The sequence below is a fragment of the Variovorax sp. Soil_C_39 genome, assembly GCF_057656815.1.
This window is the reverse complement of sequence record NZ_JBDGJQ010000041.1, coordinates 1-582: the sequence shown is the minus strand read 5'-3', so window position 1 is coordinate 582 and position 582 is coordinate 1. Positions and strand designations below refer to the sequence as shown.

The 582-nt window shown below is 68.7% G+C and carries 1 protein-coding gene; it reads right to left on the bottom strand.

The features are described from left to right. A partial coding sequence (locus AC3A6J_RS28005; RefSeq protein WP_487863272.1) for a Mu transposase domain-containing protein occupies positions 1–582 on the bottom strand: 582 nt, incomplete at both ends.

Here is a 582-nt window from a genome sequence, read left to right as displayed (position 1 = left end):
GGCTTGCCGTCCAGCAGCCGGTGCAGGACGTTGAGCACATGCGTCTTGCTGGCTACGCCAGCCTCCAGGGCCAGCTCGACCGCGGTCAGCACGGCCTGCTCGTCGTGGTGAAGGACGAGTGCCAGGATCTCCACCATCTCCCTGTCCCCGCCAGGCTGCTTGAGCAGGACGGCCTGCAACCGTCTGAAGCCCTGCGGGAGCTCACTGAAGGGCGCACCGTTCCTCAACGCCCCGGGCTTGCGCTGCAGCACCGCCAGGTAGTGACGCCAGTCGTAGACGGTCTGGCCGGCCGTGTCGTGACGGCGGTCGATGATCCGCGTGTGCTCGCACAGGAGCTGCCCCTCGGCAGCCACGACCAGGCGGTCTGCGTAGACCCGCAGGCTCACCGGTCGGTTCGCATACGACGCGGGCACGCTGTAGCGGTTGCGCTCGAAGTGCACCAGGCAGGTGGGTGAGACGCGCTTGGTGTGCTCGACGAAGCCGTCGAAGGGACGAGGCACGGGCATCAGCAGCGGCCGCTCCTGGGCCCACACGTCGGCCAGGGTGCCGGGCAGCTTGCCGTGGGTGATCTCGCTCCACAGC